The organism is Actinocorallia aurantiaca, assembly GCF_039533685.1.
Lineage (GTDB): Bacteria > Actinomycetota > Actinomycetes > Streptosporangiales > Streptosporangiaceae > Actinocorallia > Actinocorallia aurantiaca.
In genome coordinates this window covers 1-6,083 of the sequence record NZ_BAAATZ010000043.1, presented here as the reverse complement: position 1 = coordinate 6,083, position 6,083 = coordinate 1, and the positions used below count along the sequence as shown (strand labels likewise).

The following is a 6,083-nucleotide window of genomic DNA, read 5'->3' as shown; positions in this document are numbered from 1 at the left end:
ATTCACGGATTGGATCGTTGGATCATGGACCTTGCAGGAAATCTCAACCCACTGTCCCGCTGGAATTCTAGGACCCATATCAGATGCATTATGGTAGTTTTTGAAGGTATTGGCTCCACGGCTACCCTGCTGTTCGCGATACGTGTCGGCAGCAGTAGCATCTACAGGTATTGCCATGACAAAGAGGGCTAGAGTGGTAACGCCAACTGCCTCTATAGGCAACATGCGCTTTTTCATGGCTTCTCCAGCATCCAGGCGATGGATTGTATGCTGACCCAAGGTAGTCGAGTGCTGGAAGTGATATCTAGGAGATACGCAAACCTATCGAGATAGGTAGTCCTTAAAGTGGCAAAATGTCCGATTGGCGTAGATATTTAAGGGTCGGTGTGCTAGGTATTACGTGCTCCCGAACAAGATCCCTCGTTAACTGGGGAGTTGCCTCTCGGCATACGACACAAGCTCTTCCTCCAGCACCCACACGAACGCCACGCCCGACCGCGGGAACACCCATCCGTCGAAACCGATGCTCACGCTGCTGCTCGGCACGTCGGCCGGACTGTTCTCAACCCGGCTGCTCTCCGCGCTGGCGATGAAGTCCAGCGTGTTCACCCGGCGGATGCCGGCCTCCCCATAGTTCAAGGTGGCCTTGAGTCCCTTGGCTGGCCGCGGGAGATCGAGATACAGCACATGGCCATGCCGCTGGACGAGCAAGCGGTAGGTGTAGGCGACGGTCACCGGCTTGCCGTCCATGTTGGTAGTGCCGAGGTTGGCGCTGTAGCTCTGCTCGTCCTGGCGCTCGCTGCGGCGGATAGTCCGGGCCTTGCCGTTCACGCTGAGCTGCACAACCTCGAACGCTTCACGGGACGCGGCCGGTATGGGTGCAGTGCGCCCGAAGTACCAGGCCGCGTCCACTGCGGGATCACGCAGCAGCTCGCGGTACTCCTGGACATCTGAAACACAGACGAACCGCATGGCTGACTTGGCGGGGATGGTGCGGTACTCCCAACGGATGGTGGCGACGAACATTGAGCCACGGCCGGCGGCAGGTCCACTTGTCCAGGGTGCAAGGTCAACCGTGACGTGCACGTCATGCCAGCGCTCTGGGGAACGAACGACTTGTGCACGGAGGTCAGCATAGAGATCAGAGGCGAGTTGGTTGTCACCGAGACGCAGACCGAGCGCGTTGGTGGCGATGCGGTCGAGAATGTCCGGCGAGGTGATGTCCTTCAGGCCCTCGGGAGTGAAGGCAAGGCTGTCGAAGACCGCCTTACGGATCGCTGGCGCTTCGGTACGGATGGCGACACGGATGCGCTGGTCGGTGCGTTCGTCACCGTGCTTGCGGTCCATGTACTCGAAGAAGACGGCGAGTAATCCGGTGCCGAAGAGCGTGGAGCCGATCTCCGAGACGGGTAAGACGGCCAGCCAAGTAGGCGCGGAACTGGCCGTAGTCGACCAGTGTGCGAGCAGCAGGAGGGTGATACCGCTGACGAGCGACACCACGGCAATGAGCTGGAGTTTGGTTTTGTAGAGCTCGTCAAGCAGGCTGGGCATTACGAGATCAAGTATAGCAAGTATGGGTTTGGAATTCCCTAGGACCCGCAATCGCTCAGCTTGGCAGGACCGCATCAATAGCGAGGATAGCCTTGATTAGATCAAAGGTTTTACGGAAGCCTGAGAAGTCGATGTCATCAAAACCGGTGTCCTGATCATAGACATGATTCGCAAAATCGCTTTTAGTCATCGCAACCTGACGCCCGTTGTCGTCAAGGACGAGGCGGGCCCGTCCGCTAAACAGCTTTCTCGCCTGACCCTGCTGCCGCCCTGATTCGCGAGGGCGATGACGCTCAAATGAACCCTGTGGTGTTGTAGCGCGCTCCAGTTCATCCTCGAAGTACAGGCGTCTTCCATGTATGTCTCTGCGTACTAGATCATCGTCCGAGTACAGCATCTCGATACAAACATGCGGACAGCTCTGCCTGTGAACAGGCACAGGCAAGGCAAGGGAGTAGACGTTATTGCCCCATACCTGGTAGGAATCTATGTTGCCCTGCCGTGCAAGATCTCTGACAATATCGGGATTGTCGCGATCGAAGATTGCGATGACTTTGCTGCGATTCTCTGGACCAAACTCTGCAATTCGGCGGCACAGTCGCAGTAGTTCCGCATCGCCAAACGGGGCCTCTGACTGTGCGTAGCCAAGCACTAGGGTCGGCTCAAGCACTCTCCGAGCTGCCTCGAGGTGCTTCCAGTCGGTCTTGCCCTCGGTTATTATGTGCGGCTTCCGATCTCTCAAGACACGCCGCTGGATGTTCGCGATTGATCGATCGGTATGCAGCGTGTTGCAAAGCTGACCAAGCTGCTGCCAGACCTCTTGCTCGGAAGTTTTGCGCCGGAAGTCGAAGTAAAGGCCGTACTTCCATCCCATCTTGATAGCGCAGACGACAGAGTCATCAGGACGAATCGAGATCCCCTCAATCCGGCAAGTCTCGATTTTGCTGATGTCTGACACGAGAACGGGTTCGCCGGCCTCGACGTCTCGTGTGACCACGCCTTCGACTATGAATTCGATGTCGATGAAGACGTCGGCGGATGCGTCAGCGTGCTGTACGACTATGAACTTGGTGAGCTGGTCGCCTAGGATGCCGGCGGGTGCAAGGAATTCTTCTTCGATCTGGTTGATGAACAGATAGAACTCAGGAGTATCTGCAAAGCAGAATCCTTGCTGAACTACTCGGATATCTGCTCCCTCCGTTGCACTGTGGGCGGCGAACCCGGCCATGGGTCCAGCCTGTACGGTGATCTTTCGCATCTGTGCCTCCCGATAGAAGAGCGTAACGTCTGGCCGGTCTTTACTCGCTTAAAAGCACAGAAGCAGCACCCTCAGGTCCCATTGCCTGAGGGTGCTGCACCGTTCAAAGGGCGTCTCAGGTGTCGCCACCGCCGCCGCTCTCACCACCGCGCATCCTCATCACCCCCTTCCCTCCGGTCGATCTGCCCCAACTTCGCCCGGCCTGAGAATATCCGATTTTGGGATATTTCTAGGCCCGGCAGTCCTGTTGTGGCCGTGGAAAAGTCGATCTACTCGGACGAATACCAGCGGCTTTGTGCGCTCCTCAAGGAGCTGCGCCGAGAAGCGGAGCTGACCCAGGTGCAGGTGGCGAAGGCGCTCGGTGTGCCGCAGTCCTTCGTCAGCAAGTACGAGTCAGGAGAACGGCGCCTGGACGTCATCGAGCTGGGGCACGTGGCACGTGCGCTCGGTCTCTCGCTCCGTGACGTCCTGGACCGCTTCGGGGCGTAGCCGGCTTCACCGCGGCACTGAGCGGTCACGCTTCCACCGTGACCTCGGCCCACACCACCCGGCCACCGGTCCGCGAGGGGTACCAGCCCTGCCGGACACAGAACGATGCCAGCACGTCGCCGTAGTCGTTGTTCGGGGCGGGCGGCTGGTTGCTCGGGTCCCACACCCCGACGAGCAAGCGGGTGTGGTCGAGTGAGAGCCGCAAGCCGACAATGCCGGCCTGGACGAGCACGCTGCCGGACACCGACGCCGGGTCACGGACGTACTGCGCCTGCGTCTCAGCGTCCATGGTGCTGGTCAGCCGGATGGCTGTCCCCACCAGCTCGGTGACGACGAGCTGCGCCCGCGGGATGAGCGGCGCCTCGTCCCACTGCGTAAGTAGGCCGGCGCGCCCAGTACGAACCGTTGGGCGTGGCCGCGATTTGGTACTTCGCCTGCCGAGGCTGCACGCTCGGGGGCCTGACGTCTGCCTCGCTCACGGTGCCGGGTCCTTCAGGCGCAGGGCGTACGCCACCCACTCAGCCGCCGCCTCGACGTGCCGCACCGGCGCGATGGGGTCACCCCAGGACCAGCAGTAGTGCAGCTCGCCGTCTGCGTCCGAGCAAGTGACGTGCTCGGCCAGGTCGCCAACGTCCTGGTTCTGGACACGGCAGAAGGGCTCAGGCTGCTCGCCCGCGGGCTTGATGACGTTCGCCCACAAGCCCCGCGTGCGGAGCTGGGCAGCGAGATGTATAAGGAGTTCGAACCGGTCGGGTTCGCTCGTTTCCTTCGCTTCGGTATGGCACAGACGCTAGAAACCCCAGGTCAGACCGGCTAGGCCCATGCACGTCACCGCATTATTTACTGCTTCGGAATGTGTCAGCTGCCGCAGTGAGGAAGGTACGGGCCTCGTCGCCCCAGCGGGCGTGTTCGGCAAAGAAGTCGAACAGTGCCCGGTAGTGCTCGATGTCTTTGGGCTCCCTCATGATGAGCTGGCCAGTGAACAACTCGGCCGTCACGAGCCGCCGGTCGTACGTCACGAAGGTGTGGTACGCCCCTTCCGGCACCGGCGTCGAGAGCGGTAGCACCCCGAGGCGGACGTTCGGCAAGCGGGAGACGGAGACCAGGTGGTCGAGCTGCACCGCCATGACCGAGGGAGCGCAGAGCTGCCAGCGCATTGCAGACTCGGTGAGCAGGAAGGAGAACTGCTTGCGCCCGTCGTGCAGCACGGTTTGCCGTTCGAGCTTGCGCGCGATGGCCGGCGAGACGTCGCCCGCCGCGGGCTCGATGGGCGTGCTCATGGCGGCCCGCATATAGTCCGGGGTCTGGAGCAGCCCGGTGATGAGCGTCGGCAGGAAGTGCCGCATCTCGGTCGCGCTGGCTTCGAGGGCCGCGAGCTCTTGCTGCCGGTGGTGCAACCCGCGCTTCGCGCTGGCCCGGACGTCTTGGTACTCGGCGTTGGCGACGCGAGCCAGCTCGGCGAGTTCGGCGCGGGTCTCGTCATCGACACCGAGGGCGGTCAGCATGAGCTCGACGTCGAGCGCCGACGGCAGCAGCCGACCGGTCTCGATGCGGCTGACCTTACTTTGGGACATTCCGCAGCGCCGGGCCAGCCGTTCGCCAGACAGGCCGCTGGCCTGGCGGAGATCCCGCAGAGCCTCCGCCAGGTTGCGGCGATCTTCGCCTGCCTGGCCAGGGTCGAGCTTCACGGTTCCAGTGTCGCCCGGTACTTCGCGAAGGGCACGGCGTATGTAAGGGCCAGTTGCTTCCAAGCCACGTAGGGGGCCGGGTCAACGGCTTCGAGCAGTTCGCGGCCAAGCTGGACGCCGCTCTCGTCGTAGTCCATGCGGACGACCTGGCGCTCGTCGAAGAGCCAGAAGTCCTGCGACGGCAGGCCGGGGTTGGGTTGGTCGGTCAGGTCGAGGATACGGACGTCTTCACCGGCCGCCGTGGTGTAGGCGTAGACGGCGAACTCGTAGCGCAGGTAGTCAGAGAGCGGCCGGGTCAGCACGTGTACCCGCCCGATGGTGCGGCCGATGGCCCGGAAGTGGCGAACGCGGGTCAACCAGGGGTCTTCCGGCGGGATGACGAGCTGACCGGTCTTGAGGAACGTCTCGTACTCCTCGCGCTCGCTGGCCACGTCGTAGGCGGGGAGCGTTTCGAGGCGGAAGGCTGACGTCTCGAAGCTGTCGAAGAGCGTCCGCCAGGCGTCACCGTCCAAGCGCACGGACGGCCTCGTCGAAGACGCTCCGGGGGATCTCGACCACTGCCTCGCCGTCGGGCGTCTCCCTGTTGACGATGTAGCCCTGGACTACGAGCGTGCCGCGGTTGGTGGTGAAGACGGTCGGACAGTCGTCGCGGCCACAGTCACCGCCAGTAATCGTGGGTCTCGTCCATGTCGGTGCCTCGCTTCGCTCGGTGCTCTATGCGGGGACGTGACTGGACGGTAGGCGGGGGCGTTGTGGCTGGTCAAGGGGTATGCGCGTGGGTGCATAGACGTTCTTCTATTGCATAACTTGCCAGCCTATTTTATATTTCCAATAATGAAGAAAATGGAACAATCGGAAAAACTGTATTTTGGCCTTGATCAATTAAATGCTGATCAGGTTGCCACTATGAGCGAGTTCATAGTAAACGCGGAAGCGAATCTTGAAGAACACTTCCTAGAAGAGCTGCGTCAATAACCGAGGATAATCTTGAACATAGGAGTGAAGTACTTAATTTACTTTCGAAAAATGCATCTTCCGAGTATGCTCGAGGGCTAGCCTTCAGGGCTATCGCCAATTTGGCGGTCCAAGACCCGGAT

The 6,083-nt window shown here is 61.0% G+C and carries 8 protein-coding genes; 2 read left to right on the top strand and 6 right to left on the bottom strand.

The features are described 5' to 3' along the window. The 3 genes from ABD327_RS36785 to ABD327_RS36775 form a co-directional block, all read right to left on the bottom strand. Positions 1-237: hypothetical protein (locus ABD327_RS36785; RefSeq protein ID WP_344458256.1), on the bottom strand; the 237-nt coding region annotated here is incomplete at its 3' end. A gap of 186 nt (positions 238-423) precedes the next feature. Next, on the bottom strand, positions 424-1,551 hold the full coding sequence (locus tag ABD327_RS36780) for a hypothetical protein (protein ID WP_344458254.1): 1,128 nt from the start codon (positions 1,549-1,551) through the stop codon (positions 424-426). Between the two features lie 55 nt (positions 1,552-1,606). Next, entirely contained in the window at positions 1,607-2,809 is a 1,203-nt protein-coding gene (locus ABD327_RS36775) for a hypothetical protein (protein ID WP_344458252.1), read from the bottom strand. A 255-nt stretch (positions 2,810-3,064) separates the two neighbouring features. Here ABD327_RS36775 and ABD327_RS36770 point away from each other — a divergent pair, with 255 nt between their 5' ends. Beyond that, entirely contained in the window at positions 3,065-3,298 is a 234-nt protein-coding gene (locus ABD327_RS36770; RefSeq protein WP_344458250.1) for a helix-turn-helix domain-containing protein, read from the top strand. A 25-nt stretch (positions 3,299-3,323) separates the two neighbouring features. Here the strand turns inward: ABD327_RS36770 and ABD327_RS36765 are convergent, their stop codons facing one another. The 3 genes from ABD327_RS36765 to ABD327_RS36755 form a co-directional block, all read right to left on the bottom strand. Beyond that, positions 3,324-3,587, bottom strand: coding sequence for a hypothetical protein (locus ABD327_RS36765; protein WP_344458248.1), 264 nt, complete (start codon positions 3,585-3,587; stop codon positions 3,324-3,326). A gap of 547 nt (positions 3,588-4,134) precedes the next feature. After that, positions 4,135-4,986 (bottom strand): helix-turn-helix domain-containing protein, encoded by an 852-nt coding sequence (locus ABD327_RS36760; RefSeq protein ID WP_344458246.1) that lies wholly within the window; start codon positions 4,984-4,986, stop codon positions 4,135-4,137. Continuing rightward, complete coding sequence (locus ABD327_RS36755; RefSeq protein WP_344458243.1) at positions 4,983-5,504, bottom strand: DUF6879 family protein; 522 nt, start codon at positions 5,502-5,504, stop codon at positions 4,983-4,985. The genes ABD327_RS36760 and ABD327_RS36755 overlap by 4 nt, the downstream gene beginning before the upstream one ends. Before the next feature lie 316 nt (positions 5,505-5,820). Here ABD327_RS36755 and ABD327_RS36750 point away from each other — a divergent pair, with 316 nt between their 5' ends. Next, complete coding sequence (locus tag ABD327_RS36750; RefSeq protein WP_344458241.1) at positions 5,821-5,961, top strand: hypothetical protein; 141 nt, start codon at positions 5,821-5,823, stop codon at positions 5,959-5,961. Positions 5,962-6,083: the final 122 nt, after the last annotated feature.

Excerpts from the sequence above, each read along its gene's own strand:
- ABD327_RS36780 (WP_344458254.1), bottom strand. The coding sequence starts at position 1,551 with ATGCCCAGCCTGCTTGACGAGCTCTACAAAACCAAACTCCAGCTCATT.
- ABD327_RS36775 (WP_344458252.1), bottom strand. The coding sequence starts at position 2,809 with ATGCGAAAGATCACCGTACAGGCTGGACCCATGGCCGGGTTCGCCGCC.
- ABD327_RS36765 (WP_344458248.1), bottom strand. The coding sequence starts at position 3,587 with ATGGACGCTGAGACGCAGGCGCAGTACGTCCGTGACCCGGCGTCGGTG.
- ABD327_RS36750 (WP_344458241.1), top strand. The coding sequence starts at position 5,821 with ATGAAGAAAATGGAACAATCGGAAAAACTGTATTTTGGCCTTGATCAA.